The sequence below is a fragment of the Streptomyces ossamyceticus genome (genome assembly GCF_001418475.1).
In the GTDB taxonomy this organism is placed as follows: domain Bacteria; phylum Actinomycetota; class Actinomycetes; order Streptomycetales; family Streptomycetaceae; genus Streptomyces; species Streptomyces ossamyceticus.
In genome coordinates, this window is the sequence record NZ_LIQX01000306.1 from 1 (window position 1) to 16441 (window position 16441).

11 protein-coding genes are annotated in these 16441 nt (G+C 69.8%); 4 read left to right on the forward strand and 7 right to left on the reverse strand.

Annotation, left to right across the window (positions count from 1 at the left end; all coding sequences use genetic code 11):
* Positions 1 to 1532 (reverse strand): PP2C family protein-serine/threonine phosphatase (locus tag AOK15_RS22865; protein ID WP_157870342.1); only part of this gene is annotated, 1532 nt, incomplete at its 3' end.
* 226 nt (positions 1533 to 1758) lie between these two features.
* Here AOK15_RS22865 and AOK15_RS22870 point away from each other — a divergent pair.
* Positions 1759 to 3420, forward strand: coding sequence for a serine/threonine-protein kinase (locus tag AOK15_RS22870; RefSeq protein WP_205632206.1), 1662 nt, complete (start codon positions 1759 to 1761; stop codon positions 3418 to 3420).
* A gap of 91 nt (positions 3421 to 3511) precedes the next feature.
* Complete coding sequence (locus AOK15_RS22875) at positions 3512 to 4177, forward strand: Pr6Pr family membrane protein (RefSeq protein WP_055519844.1); 666 nt, start codon at positions 3512 to 3514, stop codon at positions 4175 to 4177.
* Positions 4178 to 4249: 72 nt separating this feature from the next.
* Here the strand turns inward: AOK15_RS22875 and AOK15_RS22880 are convergent, their stop codons facing one another.
* The 6 genes from AOK15_RS22880 to AOK15_RS22905 form a co-directional block, all read right to left on the reverse strand.
* Entirely contained in the window at positions 4250 to 5740 is a 1491-nt protein-coding gene (locus AOK15_RS22880) for a hypothetical protein (protein ID WP_055519846.1), read from the reverse strand.
* 335 nt (positions 5741 to 6075) lie between these two features.
* Positions 6076 to 10062: an FxSxx-COOH system tetratricopeptide repeat protein gene (gene fxsT / locus AOK15_RS22885; protein WP_055519848.1), complete on the reverse strand. Its 3987-nt coding sequence runs from the start codon at positions 10060 to 10062 to the stop codon at positions 6076 to 6078.
* Positions 10063 to 10203: 141 nt separating this feature from the next.
* A complete protein-coding gene (locus AOK15_RS22890) occupies positions 10204 to 10797 on the reverse strand; it encodes a TIR-like protein FxsC (protein ID WP_240508554.1) in 594 nt (197 codons plus the stop codon).
* Between the two features lie 447 nt (positions 10798 to 11244).
* A complete protein-coding gene (locus AOK15_RS22895) occupies positions 11245 to 12147 on the reverse strand; it encodes an ATP-binding cassette domain-containing protein (RefSeq protein ID WP_055519850.1) in 903 nt (300 codons plus the stop codon).
* Between the two features lie 8 nt (positions 12148 to 12155).
* Positions 12156 to 13232 (reverse strand): ABC transporter permease, encoded by a 1077-nt coding sequence (locus AOK15_RS22900; RefSeq protein ID WP_055519852.1) that lies wholly within the window; start codon positions 13230 to 13232, stop codon positions 12156 to 12158.
* A gap of 5 nt (positions 13233 to 13237) precedes the next feature.
* The gene (locus AOK15_RS22905) at positions 13238 to 14257 is read right to left on the reverse strand and encodes a sugar ABC transporter substrate-binding protein (RefSeq protein ID WP_055519854.1); all 1020 of its coding nucleotides are present in this window, start codon (positions 14255 to 14257) and stop codon (positions 13238 to 13240) included.
* Positions 14258 to 14590: 333 nt separating this feature from the next.
* Here AOK15_RS22905 and iolC point away from each other — a divergent pair, with 333 nt between their 5' ends.
* Entirely contained in the window at positions 14591 to 15547 is a 957-nt protein-coding gene (iolC, locus tag AOK15_RS22910) for a 5-dehydro-2-deoxygluconokinase (protein ID WP_055519856.1), read from the forward strand.
* 258 nt (positions 15548 to 15805) lie between these two features.
* A partial coding sequence (locus tag AOK15_RS22915) for a Cgl0159 family (beta/alpha)8-fold protein (protein ID WP_055519858.1) occupies positions 15806 to 16441 on the forward strand: 636 nt, incomplete at its 3' end.

Consider the following 16441-nt stretch of genomic DNA (forward strand, 5'->3'; position numbering starts at 1 on the left):
TCCCCCTCCCCCTCCCCCTCCGCCTCGGCGGACAGGCGGATGACGACGTCGTCCAGGTGGGTGAGGAGTTCATCGGGGGGCAGGTCGATGTCGGCGAGGGTGCGTACGGCGGTGCGGAGGCGGCCCATGGTGGCGGCGGCGTGGATCCCGTGGCCGACGACGTCGCCGACGACGAGGGCGACGCGGGCCCCGGACAGCGGGATGACGTCGTACCAGTCGCCGCCGACGCCCGCCCGGTCACCGGCCGGCCGGTAGCGGCAGGCGACCTCGACGGCGGACTGCGGTGGCGTACGGGACGGGAGAAGGCTGCGCTGGAGGCTGATCGCGGTGGCGCGGGCGTGCGTGTACCGGCGGGCGTTGTCCACGGCGACCGCCGCCCTCGCCGCGATCTCCTGGGCGAGGAGCAGGTCCTCGTCGTCGAACGGGTCGGACGCGGGGCCGCGGAAGAACTGTGCCACCCCCAAGGTGGCGCCCCTGGCGCGCAACGGCACGACCAGCATGGAGTGCGCCGACGGGGGCGACGGGGGCGACGGGGCGGACGGCACCGGAGGGGCCGCCGCCCCCCGGGGGACCGGTCGGTCCGGATGGATCAGGTCGGGGGGCTCGCCGTCGAGGCGGTGCCGGAAGGGGTGCCCCGTGGCGAGGGCGCGGGCCGGGAGCGAACCGGCGGGGAAGGTGTGCGGCTGCGGGAGCGCGACCTTCGTCGCCGACTCGACGGCGACCCCCTGCTCGACGGCGACCCCGCGACCGAGCTCGGACCCGGCGGACCCGGCGCTTGACCCATCCCCGGAGGCCCCGGAGGCCCCGGACCCGGACTGTTCCTCCGGCGTGGCCGACGTCCTCCGGGCGAGGCGGCGCAGGACGAGCGGGTCCTCCGGTGGGGCGTCGTGGCCGTGCAGCGCGGAGTCGATGAGGTCGACGGTGACCAGGTCGGCGAAGGAACGGTCGGCCAGGCCGGCCAGCGGCTGTGTGGCGAAGTCCGCGAGTTCCTGGGTGGTGCGGGCGATGTCCAGAGTCGTACCGATGCGCACGCTCGCCTCGTTCACCATCGACAGTCGCCCCCGCAGCCGCCGGTCCCGTTCCTCCTCGTACGCCATCACGCCCTGCTCCGACGTGCGGTCCACGTACCCGGTGGCCGTGACGATGAGTCGCCGGGCGGCCTCGCTGATCAGCGTGGCGTCGTCCGTGAGCCGGGCCATCCCTTCGAGCAGCCGGTCGAGCATGACGCCCTGCCCCAGGCGGAAGGCCCGCAGCACCACGCTGACGGGCACGCCGTGCCGGGCCAGTCGGCGTACGCGGGTCAGCTCCGCGATCGGCTGCTCCAGGGCACTGGTATCGACACCGTGTTCGAGTGCGGAGAGGACGACGACGACGTGCTGCGCGACGTTCTCCGACGTCATGGCGTCCGAGTACTCCCAGAGGTCGGGCAGCTCACTGCGCAGGCACCACTCCACCTCGGCGATCAGCTCGTCCGCCTTCGAACCGAGCTCGCGCGCGACACGGGACACAAGACCGTCAGCCGTGAGGTCCACCTTCTCGACGTTACGCCGGAACGCCGAGGGGGTGCGCGTCCTGAGGCTCCCGGGGCTCCTCCCGGTCCCGGAACGCCGCACCGGCGGAGCCCCCGCTCCCCTTGACGCGTCCCCCGGCTCACCGGGGTTGACGCGCCGGGACCGGAACCGGCCACCGGGCCCGCGCACCCGGCCGGATAGGGTGACGTCGCGAATCGAACGTACGCAGGGCTGGCGGAGGCACGTGGTGTCGGACGTAGGGCGGCTCGTCGCCGGGCGCTATCGGCTCACGGAGCAGATCGGCCGAGGCGGCATGGGCACGGTGTGGCGGGGCGAGGACGAGGTCCTCGGCCGTCAGATCGCCCTCAAGCAACTCCATGTGCAGCCGCACCTGGCCCTCGACGATCTGGCCAGGCTGTACGAGCGCACGCGCCGCGAGGCCCGCAGCGCCGCCCGCGTCGCGCACCCCAATGTGATCGTCGTCCATGACGTCGTCGACGACGTCATGGACGGTGACGGCCGGCCCTGCATCGTCATGGAGTACGTCCCGGCGCCCACCCTCGCCGACCTCCTCACCGACGGCCGGACCGTGCCGCCGGAGGAGGCGGCCCGGATCGGCCTCGGCATGATCGCCGCGCTGCGCGCCGCGCACGCCGCCGGGGTACTGCACCGGGACGTCAAGCCCGGCAACGTCCTGCTCGGCGCGGACGGCCGTGTCGTCCTCACCGACTTCGGCATCGCGATGACGGCCGACGCCTCGACGCTCACCAAGACCGGCGAGATGGTCGGCTCCATCCACTACATGGCCCCGGAACGCATTCGTGGCCAGAAGCCCGGCCCCGCCTCGGACCTGTGGGCGCTGGGCGCGACGCTGTACCAGGCGGTGGAGGGCCGCCCGCCGTTCCGCCGTCTGACCGCGATGGAGGCCGCGTACGCCATCGCCGTCGACCCGCTGGAGCCCCTGAGGCAGGGCGGCGCCCTGGAACCCCTCATCGAGGCCCTGCTGGCCAAGGACCCCGAGGAACGGCCCACCGCGGAGCAGACGGAGCAGGCACTGCGAGCCGTGCTGTCCGACACGACGACGACCACACTGCCCGGGCCGTCCGCCACGGGCACCGCAGGGCCCTACGGGCCGCACGGTGACACGGGCGGCCGGCACGCCACCCTGGCGGGCCGGCACACCCTGACGAGAACGGGACCGGAGCCGGAACCGGGATCGGGATCGGGATCGGGATCGGGGCCGGGTCGGGGGCCCGGTCAGGGGCCGCACCGGGACCGGGAAGCCCCCGCGGGCCGTGGACGTCGACCGCGGCGTCGCGTCCTCGTCACGCTCGCCGTCGCCGTGGCCGTGGCCGCGACGGTGATCGGGGCCACCCTCTACGTGGCGTCGAACCCCGATTCGAAGGCCTCTTCGGACGGCGCGGGCGGCTCCGCCACCTCGTCGTATTCGCCCCCTCCCCTGCCCGACGGCTACCACCTGGTCAAGGACAAGAGCCTCGACGTGTCCTTCCCCGTCCCGGACGGCTGGAAGGTCTCGCAGCGGACCTCGGAAACAGTCGTCTACATCGACGGGACCGGCCTCGCCCGCCTCGAGATCGGCGTGGTCGACCCAGCCGGTTCGCACCCCATGGCCCACTTCAAGGACATCGAGGCGAACACCAAGCGCAACTACCCCGGTTCGTACCGCAAGCTGCGCATGCAGAAGACGACGCTGCGGGGGCAGCCGGCCGCCGTCTGGGACTTCACCTTCCGGGGGCGGGCCCGGACCTTCCGCGCCATCGACCTCGGCTTCGGGCGTGCGGGCCAGCGGGAGTACGACATCTATCTCTCGGCACCGGACCTGGAGTGGGACACGTACCGTCCCGTATTCGACAAGGTGAGCGACGGCTTCATCACCTCCGCGTCCTGAGGCCTGCCGCCACCGCACCGACGGCCGGGGGCGGCGCCCTCGGACGGACCAATGCGGGCCGGGAGCCCGGTCCGCCCGTACCTCTGGGCGCATGACGCTCGCTCTCTCCCTGTCACGTATCGCCCTGGCCGTCCTGTCGGCCGTGGCCCTGGGCTTCGCGGGGCACGACGCCGCGACGCCGGCGACCGGCCTCACGGACTTCTTCAGCCACTTCACGATCCTGAGCGCCATGGCGGCGTGCGTCGTCCTGCTGGCCTCCGGCGCCACGGGGTTGCGCGACACGCGGGGCGGGCGCGGGGTGCCGGACATGGTGCGGGGTGCGGTGGTGCTGTACATGGCGGTCAGCGGGTTCGTGTTCGGGCTGGTCGACACCGAGTTCCACGACACGCTGATGCCGTCGTGGGCGGACCATGTACTGCACCAGGCGCTGCCGCTGGTCATGATCGCCGACTGGCTGGTGGACCCGCCACGCCGCCGTGTCCGCTACCCGAGCGCCGCGTCCTGGCTGCTCCTCCCCCTCCTCTACGTCGGCTACAGCCTGGTCCGGGGCGCGGTGACCGACTGGTACGCGTACCCGTTCCTGGACCCGGACCGGGGCGTGGGCGGCTACGGCCGGGTCACCGTGGCCTGTCTGCTGCTGGCGGTGCTGTTCGTGGCGCTCGGCGCGCTGGTGGTGAAGGCGGGCAACACCTCCGGGGCCCGCCGCCGCCCGCGGGAGTTCCGGGGCGGATCGCACCGCCGGACGGGGCCCAGGTGAGACCGCCCCGCGGCGAGGCGGGACCATATCGCCGCCCTCGACCAGAGGGACCGGCCACCAGGGGAAACACCCCTAGCGCCCCCTCGGCGCCACGTGCAGCCGGAACCCGGCGACCTCGTGGGCGGGCCAGGACCGGGCGTACGCGGGCGGGGTGCCGTCCCGTGCCACGAGGGTGGCGACCGGGACGCGTTCGGCGGTGCGCAGGATGCCCTCGCGGGTGATGTTGGCGTTGTTGCCGCGGACGGCGGCGGAGGCGCAGCCGGCGTAGAAGGCGATGGGGATGGCGTGGTCGCCGGTGAGCAGGCACGGCGGCCGTACGCCCAGCCGTCGCAGGTCGGCGGCGACCCGGTCCCAGTCGCGGTGCGAGGCGCTGGTGCGGTCGACGGTCCGCTTCAACACCGTGTACTGCACCCCCAGGTGCGCGACGAGCGCCAGCGCCACGAGCGTCCCCGCCACCGGCCGCCACGCCCCGCCCGGCCCGGTGACCAGGCTCAGGAGGCCGTCGGCGAGAGGGATCGCGAGCAGGGCGTACGCGGGGAGCAGGAACCGGGGCGCGGCGTATCCGATGAAGAAGAGGTAGGGCAGGGCGGCGGTCGTGGCGCAGGCCAGCAGGACCAGGGTGGGCGTCCGGCGGTGTGCCCGGACGGCCACGGCCGCCCCGACCGCGGCGAGCATCGGCACGGCGAACCACCAGGCGTAGATCGCCACGTGCGGCAGTTCCCCGGTGCAGGGACGGCACAGCGTGCGCCCCACCAGGCTGCGCAGCTGGTCGTCGACGGCGATGTGCCAGCCCAGTCCGCCCTGGACCCGGGACGCGTCGTCCAGCCGTTGGACGAGCCCCCCGTACCGGGCGTACGCCTCGATCACCCAGGCCCCCGCGCCGGTACCCAGCCCGGCCGCCATCGCCGCCGCCAACCGGGGCCGCCACCACCGGCGCGCCCCGACCAGCAGGAACAGCAACGGCAGGGAGACCCACACGGCGTCCGTGGGCCGCATCCAGGCCATCAGCGCGGTGCCGGCGGCGGCGCCCCAGAGGGGCGTAGGGCGGAGCAAGTACGGAGGGGTGGTTGCCTGGGCCTTGGCTTGGAGGAAGCATCCGGCGGTGACGAGGGCGCCGATGGCGACCCAGTAGTTGGGCATGGCCTGCGGCCCGTAGAAAAGGGTCACCCACAGGGTGGCGAACAGGGCCCCCGCGAACGCAAGCACCCGTGGGGGGAACCGCCCGTGCCACACCCGCAGCCCGAGGTAGAGCCCGGCCCCGGACAGGACCGCCAGATAGACCCGCAGCAACTCGGTGGACGTCGACCACGCGGCGACCGGTGCGACGAGCAGCGGGACGCCGCGTGCGCGGGGCGCGCTGAAGAACGCGGCCGGGGCGTGCGGGCTGACCTGACTGACGTACACCGACTCGTCCCAGCCCAGCCCCATCCCCGGTGGGACGAGGACGAGTTGGGCGAGTGTGAACGCTCCTGCCACGACGGCCAGCGGGGCGAGGGCCGGCGATGCGGCGGGCGGCGCGGTGACGGGGGCGACGAGCGGCGGGGCGTTGGAGCTGAGGCGCATGACCCATCCCGGTGGCACAAGGCGACAGAAAGCCGGAGATCCTCTTGACCGACAAAACGATCAGTCACCGCGCGGGAAGACCCGGGCACGCCGCACCGGGCGACGGTTGCGATCACCCGGCTGCCCGGACGCCATCACCCGTCCGCACCCGATGACGTCACCCGACCCGCCCCATACGGCCCTCTCCCCTCCTCGCACGCGCTGGCGCAGAGACGATCCAGGGGACCGTCGAGTGCTCCAGTGGCGCATGGTGGCCCCGCTCCACGTGGGCCACATTGTCGAGAACATGGTTCAAGCGGTCGGCCTGTACGAGCGGCTGGGGTTCGTCATGCGGACTAGATCGGGTGCGGCTCCCAGTTAAGGCAGCTGAGGTTCCATGACTGGAGGGTCACCACGCGGGGGTGCTCTCTGCCGATGCGCTGGATGAGTGCCGCCAACGTGTCCTTGTGCCGCCGGCGGGCATCGTCGGCATTGCCCAGATGGCTGAGGATCACCGCGAGGTTCCCCGAAGACGTCAACGTCGACGGATGAGTCGGTTCAAGTACTTCCTTGAGCAGCTCGTACGCTTCCGTGCCGGCCTTCCGGGCCTCATCCCAGTTTCCCAATGCCGCTTCAGCGACAGCCAGATTGGCACGGCAGGTCAGTACGAGGGGGTGATGCTCACCGTTGAGCTGAGCGAATCTCTCCCGGGCCAGGCGCAGAAGCTCCCTGGCCTCGGCCGCAGCCTCAGGACGCGGGGACGCACCGCCGTCCAGCAGTAGGACCGCGTGATTGACCGAGCAGGCGATGGTGTGGGAGTGCGTCTCCCCCAGCGTTTCCCTGAGGTCCTGCAGGGCCCGGCCAATCAGGGTCAGCCCTTCGTCGACACGTCCCTGAGCGGCTAAGTCACAGGCCAGGCCCATCTCCAGCACCGACCGCTCCGAGGTGGCTCCCCTCTCCCACTCGGGTGTGCTGCGGAGCACGTGTCGGACCAGTTCTTCCGCCTCCGCGGCCTTTCCCGCTTGCCTCAATGAACCGGCCAAGCCCTTCGCCGTGTTCAGCACTGTCGGCGAGCCCTGGGTGAGACGAGGGTTGCGCAGACAGCGTTGGTAGGCGCGGCTCAGCAGCGTGACGGATTCCTCGTAGTCGCCGCAGTCACGCAGATCCCGGCCCAGATTCACCGCCGATTCGATGGTGAGGGGGTGGTCGTGGAGCTGAATCGCCTCGCGCAGTTCCAATGTCCTGCGGTCGAGGGCACGGGCTCGCTTGTACTCCCCGGACAGTCTCAGGGCGACAGCGAGGTTGTTGGCCGCGCTCAGCGTCCTCGCGTGGTCCTCGCCATAGACCAACTCGTAGCGCTGGTACGTCTCTTCGTCGTAGCGCAGCGCTTCCGACAGCCGGCCGAGGCCCCGCAGGTCGGCAGCGATGCTGCTGGTGGTCATCAGGATGTGCTGGTCGTCCACGTCGCCGAGCACTTCGAGCTGCCGTTCCAGAACCTCCTGGTCCAGGGCGAGTGACTCCTCGTACCGGCCCTGTGCTCGGAGAATGTTGGCGATCTGGAAGCGCATGTGCAGCGTCCAGCGTTCGTCCACCGCCCCGTCGTTGGACCACGCGGCGACGCGTTTCAGGCTGTAGGCCATCGCCTGGCTCAGCTCGCCCCGACGGCGCAGCTGGCGGACCCGGTCCACGAACAGTTCCTTGATGCCTTCATCAGGAGAGGTCTCGGCCCACGGGGTGCCCAGATGCGGCCAGATGATCCGGTAGTTCTCCCAGGTCTGGGGGTTCTCGGGGTCGTCACAGCTGGGCCTGGCGGCGATCAGTGAGCGGTGGACGACCTCCTGCGCCGCCTCACGCTCCGCGTCGGTCATCTCCCTCCGCATGGCGGCCTGCATCATCCGGTGCACCGTGACGCTCCGCGCCTTACGGTCGACGGTGACCAGCGAGAAGCGGCTCAGCTCCTTGTACGCGCGTGAGACCGTACGGACCCCGCCGAGGGCACGGGAGACTTCGAAACCCTCCAGCAGATCCATGGAGATCGGCTCGGCGCTGTAGTACGAGCAGATCTGCAAGAGCTTCACCGCTGAGGGGAACTTCTCCCGCAGTTGCCCGAGCGCGAACTCCCAGGTGTTCTTGACGACCTCCCCGACCGTCCTGTCATCAGGGTCGTCGGCGGCCTGAGGCTGGATCTGCTCGATGTAGTCGCGTACTTCGGCTCTGGTCTGCTCGATGAACGCCGTTGCCCGTTCGATGGCGATCGGCAGGTCGCCCAGGGCATCGGCCATCTGGTCAGCCTCCGCCCAACCGCAGTCGGGCAGTCGGCTGTGCACATGGGCGATGCTCTCGCGCCGCTCGAAGACGGGGACGTCGAGGGTGTCCACGAACCGCCCCCAGCCCTCGGCACGCTGGCTCGTGACGAGGATGTGGCCACGTCGGCCGTCCATCATGAACTCGGGGAGGTGATCGGGCTCTGGAACGCTGTCCAGGATCAGCAGCCAACTCTCCTGGCTGTCCCCATGATTGAGGCAACTGGCCACCGCTTCGCCGGTGTCGGTCGGGTTCGCGCGTTCCGGCAGTCCGAGATGCTCGGCCAGACCCGCGTATCGCTCCACGGCCAGCATCTTCTGCTCGGCCTGGATGTGCCAGACGACGTCGTAGTCGCTCTTGTAGCGGTAGGCGAACTCCTGCGCCAGGAGGGTCTTGCCCACCCCGCCCATTCCCTTCAGCACAAGGGCCCGCGAGTCGCCCTTCCAGAGCTTTTCCCGGATGCCCTCCAACAGCTCCGTACGGCCGGTGAAGGATGCCGTGCGCAGCGGTACACCGAAGACGCGCGGCTCCGTCCGCGGGAAGCGGGGCAACCTGGACTCAGCGCCGGCGAAGTGACCGCGGGACAGCGACTCCCCACCTCTGCCGAACCAGGTCAGCAGAGCCGCACGGCCGGTCTCGCCGCTGTCGCAGCGTGTCATGTCGGCGAGCCGCTCTCGGAAGGGAGGTTCCAGCGCCACCCCTTGGTCGACCTGCATCGAGACGAGTGGGTGAGTGCGTCGGTCGCTCTCCGCGTAGACCGCCTCCCAGGTGGCCCGGTATCTGGACGACCTCAGGTAGTCCTCGGAGAAGATGATGAGTGTGTAGGAGGCTGCCTCCACGCCTCGCTCGATCTCCTCCCGCGCCTGCTCGCCGTCGGTCGGATTCCCCTGCGCCATGTGGACCTTGAAGCCGGCCTGTTCCAGGACCGCGCCGGCCCAGTCGGCCCAGCTCCGGTCCTGGGGCACGAAACTCAGATACACGTCGGAGATGCGCGACGGCCAGTGGCGGGTGTACCGGTCCAGGGTCTTGCGGCGCAGCGACTCCTCGATGCGCGGCATGGAATCGACCTGGCCGTCGGTGATGGCCGCCGTGAGTCTCTCGTAGGCGGACAGCAGACTGCTGGGGTCGCCCGGCTGCTCACGAAAGGGAGCGAGTGTCTCCTCGTAGGAGTAGAGGGGGCGGTAGGGGATCTCCACGCTGCCCCAGTAGTCCTCAGGGTCCCGCTCGGGGATGTGCTTGCGCACGATCCGGTCGAATCGGTACTGGATCTGGCCCCGGGCAGCGTCCAGCCGGTCCGCCTCCGCGTTCTCCACACGCATGGGGACCGGCAGGATCCGGATGTCACGGTTGCCGTACAGCATGCCGTCGATACGCTCGGCGACACCGGCCGCGCCCTCGATGCTCTGACTGCTCGGAGTGAAGCAGGTGACCACGGTGTGCGGCAGACTGACCGTGCAGATGTCCGCGATGTCATTGAGACCGCTACGGCTGTCGATGAGGACATAGTCGAAGTTCTCCAGGAACTCACGCTTCAGCCCGTCGAGGAATCTCGTGGCGAGCGGGCCCTCCATGAAGTGCTTCCAGTCGAACTGTGAGAACGCCGCGAGGTAACCCAGGTTCTTCGTGCCCGCCGGCAGATAGTGGAGATGGCCGCCCCTGGGGAAGTCCCAATCGACCTGGATGACATAACTGTTGAGGGTGATGCCGTCCGAGGCCCACAGGTCGACCGGTCCGGGATACTGCGATCCCGGTCCCGTCTGCTGCGCGAGTTCACCGGAACCGCCCTGCCCGGAAGCCATGAAGTGGGTCGACCGACTCACCAACTCCAGGACTCCGGGAGTCTCGCGCAGCTGCCTTTCGTTCAGGAATGGATGCAGGAAACGGTCCAGCCCCGGAGCATCGAGGTCCCAGTCGACCACCAGCACCCGACTACCCGAGGAGGCCAGGATCCACGCGGTGTTGGCGAGCGCCATCGTCCTTCCCGCACCGCCCTTGTACGCGTAGAACGTGATGATCCTGCGCGCGTCCTCGCCGCTCATGACCTGCCCTCCATGCGACGTCCGTCGCTCGATGGCCCGTTGTCCCTGCCGCCTGCCGCGCTGTCGGGACAAGGTCGAATCGGATCTCGGATCACCCCGGACGGCTCCGTCACTACTGGCATGACGAACATCGGCATCCCGCTATTCCCCCTCGAACACATTCCGGAGGTCTTGGAACAGCTGGACGTCGCACGGCGGAAGGCTGGTCCGCTGAGCCACCTTCACGATCGTCTCGGCGAGTGACCACACCGTACGGTGGTACAGGGCGCGGCGACCGGCCTGCTTGAGTCCGTAGAGACCGGCTTGCAGATATGACTTGTCCAGATCAGGGATGGCGTACTGCACCTGCGCCGCCACCGGCGGCATGGTCAGATGCTGCTCCCCCACCCACAGGACAGGGACGATCGCGTTTCCCGTGTACGGCCGGGTCCGGAGTTGCTCCTTCTGTCGTCGCGCGAAGGCGTCCCATTCCTTGCCGCACCATTCCAGAGTGAAGTAGCGGGTGCTGAGGACGGGAACGAAGACCCGACAGGTAGCCAGAGCGTGCTTGATCCGGTTCTCCCAGCCGGCCCCGACATCCATTCCCTGGTCCAGGAAGCCCGGCGGTTCCACACCGTCATGATCGGTCAACTGCATGATGTTGCCGCATAAAAGGGTGTAGAACTCCTCCAGCGCCAGATCCGACGGGCCTCTCCTGCCCCGAACCCCCTTCCAGGGCGTTCGAGCGTAACTCATATAGAACACGTGAGGATCAGAAGAATCCGAGAACTGTACTTCCTGGGAAGCAGCCTGAACCATGGACTCGCTTTTCCCCTCCCCCGTAACACCCATCTCGAAGCTCCCAGGGGTCCCGAGTCCGGCAAGCTGGGTGCTCTCCGGAAGCGGAACGCGATAGCCACTGCCGACGGCCGGACTCCTGCCGGAGTGGGTCGTACCGGACGCAGCCGCACGGAAAGGGAGTTGATGGCTCATTACACCGCGGTGAGGACGGTTTCCGCTACATCGCCCGTGTTTCCGTCGCACCTCGCAAGCTCCGGACGAAGCGGCGGCCAACGGCACGAACGGCCGTGATCATCAGGAAGTCTCTCCTGGCGGCTCCTCGATGGGAGGAGCCGTCGGTCAGGAAAGTCGTCCTGACGACACGGCCGTTGTCGTCGTGCGGGTCCGGGGGCCCGTCGGGTGTTACGCCGCCCCGTCCTTCGTCGAAGCCCCCGGAGCCGTCAGGTCCTTCTCCTCCGGGAGTTCGTCGACGTCCACTCCGCGGACCTGGGCCAGTTCGTGCTTGAGGGCCGCGAGTTCCGTGCCGCCCGCCATGTGGTTGGTGAGTTCCTCCAGGGTGACCTGGTCGCGGGCGGCGGAGAGTTCCATCGTGCCGAGGCGCAGGACGCTGAAGTGGTCGCCGACCATGTAGGCGTGGTGGGGGTTGTGGGTGATGAAGATGACGCCGAGGCCGCGGTCGCGGGCGGCGGCGATGTACTTCAGGACCACACCGGACTGCTTGACGCCGAGGGCGGCGGTGGGTTCGTCGAGGATGAGGACACGCGCGCCGAAGTACACGGCGCGGGCGATCGCCACGCACTGGCGCTGGCCGCCGGAGAGCGTGCCGATGGGCTGCTCCAGGTCGTCCAGGACGATGCCCATGTTGCGCAGTTCGGCGTCCGCGGTCTGCTTCATCTTCTCGATGTCGAGGCGGCGGATCGGCCAGGGGCCCTTCGTCATCTCCGAGCCGAGGAAGAAGTTCCGCCACACCGGCATCAGGGGGACCGTGGCCAGGTCCTGGTAGACCGTCGCGATGCCGGCGTCCAGGGCCTCGCGGGGGGTGGTGAAGCGGACCGGGGTGCCGTCGACCAGGAACTCGCCCTCGGTGTGCTGGTGCAGACCCGAGACGATCTTGATCAGGGTGGACTTGCCGGCACCGTTGTCGCCCAGGACGCAGGTGACCTTGCCGGGGTGCACGGTCAGGTCCACGCCGTGCAGGGCACGGACGTTGCCGTACGCCTTGCCCGCACCGCGCAGTTCCACCACCGGCGTGTCCGTGGCGGGGGTCGCGTCGGACGGGGCGGCGGTCGTGTTCGTGGGTGTCATGGGGTGGTTCACCTCCGGGTCGCCTGGCGGCGGACCCACAAGTTGACGAGGGCGGCGATCAGGAGCATCACACCGAGGAAGGCCTTGAACCAGTCGGGGTTCCAGTTGGCGTAGACGATGCCCTGGTTGACCATGCCGAAGATGAAGGCGCCGATGACCGGGCCGATCGCCGAGCCGTAGCCGCCGGTCAGCAGGCAGCCGCCGATCACCGCCGCGATGATGTACAGGAACTCGTTGCCCACGCCCTCGTTGGACTGCACCGTGTTGAACGAGAACAGCAGGTGCATGCCCACGAACCAGGCCCCGGCGCCCACGCCCATGAAGAGGGCCACCTTGGTGAAGTTCACGGGCACGCCGACGGCCCGCGCACTGTCCTGGCTGCCGCCGACCGCGAAGATCCAGTTGCCGAACTTGGTACGCAGCAGCAGCCACGTCGCGATCGCCGCGAACGCCAGCCAGTAGAAGATCGTGATCTTGAAGTCGACGCCGCCTATGGTGACCTCGGAGGCGAAGATGCTCTTGGCCTGGTCGAAGCCGTCCATGTCGGCGATCGAGTCGGACGCCACATTGCCGGTGAAGATCTTCGTCACGGCCAGGTTGGAGCCCTGGAGGATCAGGAAGGAACCCAGCGTCACCAGGAAGCTCGGCAGGCCCGTCCTGATCAGCAGCCAGCCGTTGAACGCGCCCACCGCCAGCGACACGATCAGCGCGACGAACACGCCCGTCCACACGTTCACCGTCAGCTGGAAACTGAGGATCGCGGCGGTCAGGGCGGAGGTGGTGACCGCGACGCCGGCGGACAGGTCGAACTCCCCGCCGATCATCAGCAACGCCACCGGCAGCGCCATGATGCCCATGACGGACGCCTGGTAGAGCACCGTCGCCAGGGAGCCGGCCTCACGGAAGGAGGGGGCCACGGCGAAGAAGAAGACGTACACACCGATCGCGGCGATCAGCGCGCCGACCTCGGGGCGGGCCAACAGGCGTCGGCCCAGGGAACGTTCGACGGTACGGCCGTCCTTCTGGGCGGCCGGCGGAGCCGGCGGCGAGGGGGAGCTCGCCGCCGGTGCCGTTGCTTGGGACATTCAGATCACCGGGTGCCCTTCGCGGCGAACTTGGCGATCGTGTCGACGTTGTCCTTGTCCACGAAGGCCGGGCCCGTCAGGACCGGCGCCTCGCCGCCGCCGCTGTAGTTGCCGTTGTTCTTGTAGAGCCACAGGGAGTCGACCGCCAGGTAGCCCTGGAGGTAGGGCTGCTGGTCGACGGCGAATTCGATGTCGCCCGCCTTGATGGCGTCCGTCAGCTCCTTGTTCAGGTCGAACGTGGCGACCTTGGCCTTGCTGCTCGCGTCGTCGACCGACTGCACCGAGGTCAGGGCGATGGGCGCGCCGAGCGTGACGACCTCGTCGATCGAGGAGTCCTGCTTGAGCTTGGCCGTGATGGTGGACTTCACCGAGGGCATGTCCGTGCCGTTGACGTAGAGGTTCTCGGTCTTGCCCTTGAAGGTCTTCTTCACACCGGCGCAGCGGGCCTCCAGGGAGACGTTGCCCTGCTCGTGGATCACGCAGACCGCGTGCTTGGCGCCGGTCTCGTTGAGCTTCTTGCCGAAGGCCTCACCGGAGACGGTCTCGTCCTGGCCGAAGAAGGAGAGCAGACCCTGCTCCTTCCACACGTCCATGCCGGAGTTCAGGCCGACGACGGGGATGCCCGCCTTCTCCGCCTTGGCGATGACGTCCTTCATCGCGTCGGGCTTGGCGAGGGTGACGGCGATGCCGTCGACCTTCTGGTCGATCGCGTTCTGGACGAGGTTGGCCTGGTTCGCGGCGTTCGGGTCGTTCGAGTAGACCAGCTTGACGTTGTCCTTGTCGGCGGCCGTCTGGGCGCCCTTGCGGACGATGTCCCAGAAGGTGTCGCCCTGCCCGGCGTGGGTCACCAGCGCCACCGTCATCTGCGGCGTGTCGGCCTTGCCCGCGGAGGCGTTCGCCCCGCCCTCCTCGGCCTCCTTGCCGCCGGAGCTGCTGGAGCATCCGGCTATGAACATCGCGGAGGCCGCGGCTATGGCGAAAAAGGGAGCCACTCGGCGTGAGCGGGGCTGAAACGTGCGGTCCATCTTTCCTGCACCTCACTGTGCGACAGGGGGAAAGGGAACGGGACAGCGTCGGGCGGGGTGCCCGCGCGGTGGCCCGGACCTGAAGTCCGGATCATTGTGCCGGTAGGCCGGCTGCGCTGTTTCGTTGGGACGGGATCAAACCCCTGGCACACCCAGCTGTCAAGACTTTGTTAAGACATCATTTCACGAGCAGGTCCGAATGTCAGTACAAACTCTTGACAGCGGCTCTCCCGGGGCCCTACACCTGGGATACCTCCGGCCCCGTGTGTGCGCATCCCAGGCGCGTCCCGGGTCTCCGGTCGGCCCGCATCCCCCACCCGAGGAGCGACGCGCATGCCCGAGTCCGCCGAGTCCTTCGATCTCATCACCATGGGGCGCATCGGAGTGGATCTGTATCCGCTGCAGACCGGTGTGCCGCTCGCCCGCGTCGAGTCCTTCGGCAAGTTCCTCGGCGGGTCCGCCGCCAACGTCGCCGTGGCCGCGGCACGGCTCGGCAACACCTCCGCCGTGATCACGCGGACGGGAGACGACCCCTTCGGCGTGTTCCTGCACGAAGCCCTCACGGAGTTCGGCGTCGACGACCGGTTCGTCACGCCCGTCGCCGCCCACCCCACACCGATCACGTTCTGCGAGATCTTCCCGCCGGACGACTTCCCTCTCTACTTCTACCGGCGCCCCAAGGCCCCCGACCTGGAGATCCACACCGACGAGCTGGACTTCTTCGCCGTCCGCGCGGCCCGCGTCTTCTGGATCACCGGCACCGGTCTGAGCGAGGAGCCCAGCCGTTCCGCCACCATCGCGGCGCTCAAGGCCCGCGACAAGGCCGGCACCACCGTGTTCGACCTGGACTGGCGCCCCATGTTCTGGCAGGACCCCGAGACCGCCCGCCCGTACTACGCCGAGGCCCTGCGGCACTCCACGGTCGCCGTCGGCAACCTCGACGAGTGCGAGGTCGCCACCGGTGTCTGGGAACCCCGGGCCTGCGCGGAGGCGCTGCTGGAGGCGGGGGTGGAACTCGCCGTAGTCAAGCAGGGCCCCAAGGGGGTGCTCGCCGTCCACCGCGACGGCACGGTCGCCGAGGTGCCGCCGGTGCCGGTCGAGGTCGTCAACGGGCTCGGCGCGGGCGACGCCTTCGGCGGCTCCCTCTGCCACGGGCTGCTGCGCGGCTGGGACCTGGAGCGGATCATGCGGTACGCCAACGCCGCGGGCGCCCTCGTCGCGTCCCGCCTCGCCTGCTCCTCGGCGATGCCGACGGCGGGGGAGGTGGAGGAGGTGCTGGGGACCGGGTGACGCCGTGCTTCGGACGGCCGCCTGTCGTCCGCCGGTGGGTGGGGGCTGATCGCGCAGTTCCCCGCGCCCCTGAAAAGCGACGGGGACTGCGCCCCGTGCTTTTCGGCTGAAGGCCGGGCCGCAGGCCCGAAGCCTTCAGGGGCGCGGGGAACTGCGCGAGAAACCACGACGTACCCGCACCCGCCAACGAACACGCACCCCCGAGCCGTCAGGCGCCCCGGGGGCCGAAGGGGCACCGCCCCTGGAACGGAGCCCGAGTTGACCATCGCCATCCCCGACCTGGTGTCCGTGCGCGCACGGCACCCCGAGGCCGTCGCCGAAGCGGCGGCCCGCCGTGTCCGCCGCCCGCTCATCGGCGACCGTGGCCGTCTGATGATCGTCGCCGCCGACCACCCCGCCCGCGGCGCCCTCGGCGTCGGCGGCCGGCCCCTCGCCATGGCGGACCGGGCCGATCTCCTCCAGCGCCTGTGCACCGCGCTGTCGCGGCCCGGCGTGGACGGGGTGCTCGCCACCGCCGACATCCTGGAGGACCTGCTGCTCCTCGGCGTCCTGGAGAACAAGGTCGTCATGGGCTCGCTCAACCGCGGCGGGCTCGCCGGCGCGTCCTTCGAGATGGACGACCGCTTCACCGGCCACCGCCCGCAGGACATCGAGCGCCTCCGCTTCGACGCCGGCAAGCTCCTGCTGCGCGTCGACTACGACGACCCCGGCTCCCTGCGGACCCTGCACTCCACCGCCCGCGCGGTCGACGACATGGCGGCGCGCCGACTGCCGCTGTTCGTCGAGCCGTTCATCTCCCGCCGCGTCGAAGGCCGGGTCCGCAACGACCTGAGCGCCGAGGCCGTCACCCGCTCCATCGCCGTCGCGGCGGGCCTCGGCGGCACCTCGGCGTAC

Coding starts and splice junctions, on each gene's coding strand:
- iolC (WP_055519856.1), top strand. CDS start 14,591: ATGCCCGAGTCCGCCGAGTCCTTCGATCTCATCACCATGGGGCGCATC.
- AOK15_RS22880 (WP_055519846.1), bottom strand. CDS start 5,740: ATGCGCCTCAGCTCCAACGCCCCGCCGCTCGTCGCCCCCGTCACCGCG.
- AOK15_RS22875 (WP_055519844.1), top strand. CDS start 3,512: ATGACGCTCGCTCTCTCCCTGTCACGTATCGCCCTGGCCGTCCTGTCG.
- AOK15_RS22905 (WP_055519854.1), bottom strand. CDS start 14,257: ATGGACCGCACGTTTCAGCCCCGCTCACGCCGAGTGGCTCCCTTTTTC.
- AOK15_RS22895 (WP_055519850.1), bottom strand. CDS start 12,147: ATGACACCCACGAACACGACCGCCGCCCCGTCCGACGCGACCCCCGCC.
- AOK15_RS22890 (WP_240508554.1), bottom strand. CDS start 10,797: ATGAGTTACGCTCGAACGCCCTGGAAGGGGGTTCGGGGCAGGAGAGGC.
- fxsT (WP_055519848.1), bottom strand. CDS start 10,062: ATGAGCGGCGAGGACGCGCGCAGGATCATCACGTTCTACGCGTACAAG.
- AOK15_RS22900 (WP_055519852.1), bottom strand. CDS start 13,232: ATGTCCCAAGCAACGGCACCGGCGGCGAGCTCCCCCTCGCCGCCGGCT.